Origin of the sequence: Streptomyces sp. SID5910, assembly GCF_009862125.1 — a bacterium.
Taxonomy (GTDB): Bacteria; Actinomycetota; Actinomycetes; order Streptomycetales; family Streptomycetaceae; genus Streptomyces.
This window is the reverse complement of record NZ_WWHX01000686.1, coordinates 1-452: the sequence shown is the minus strand read 5'-3', so window position 1 is coordinate 452 and position 452 is coordinate 1. Positions and strand designations below refer to the sequence as shown.

Below are 452 nucleotides of genomic sequence, written 5' to 3'. Positions count from 1 at the left end.
CGGTTGATGTTGACGCGTTCGGGCCGCAGTCCCATCACGACGGCGACCTCCTGCTTGAGGAAGTCGAGGAGCTCGTCCGTGGGAGGCGTCTGCGCTGCTTCGGGGGCCTGTGAGGCGTTGGCATCGGGCAGGGACGGTTCAGTGGCCGCCGGGGCCGTGCTTTCGTGACTGGCCTCGACGGATGCGACCTCGCCTACCGGAGGTGCACTGCCCGTTGCCACCGTAGATGCCGCGGAGTCGTCCGCCTTGGTGCCGGACCACTCCTCGACCGGCCTCAGTTCGTTGGCCAGGGCTTGGGCGACGGTGGTGATGGTGCCGTCCTTGAGGAGTTGCACCATGGGGAGTTTGACCTGGTAGCGGCGTTCGACGCGGTTGCGGAGTTCGACGGCCATGAGGGAGTCCATGCCGAGCCGGTTCAGCGGTCGGTTGATGTTGACGCGTTCGGGCCGCAG

General features: G+C 67.0%; 1 protein-coding gene. It reads right to left on the bottom strand.

Going from position 1 to position 452, the window contains the following annotated elements; genetic code table 11:
• Window positions 1-452: acyl carrier protein (locus GTW67_RS37850; protein ID WP_237519002.1), on the bottom strand; the 452-nt coding region annotated here is incomplete at both ends.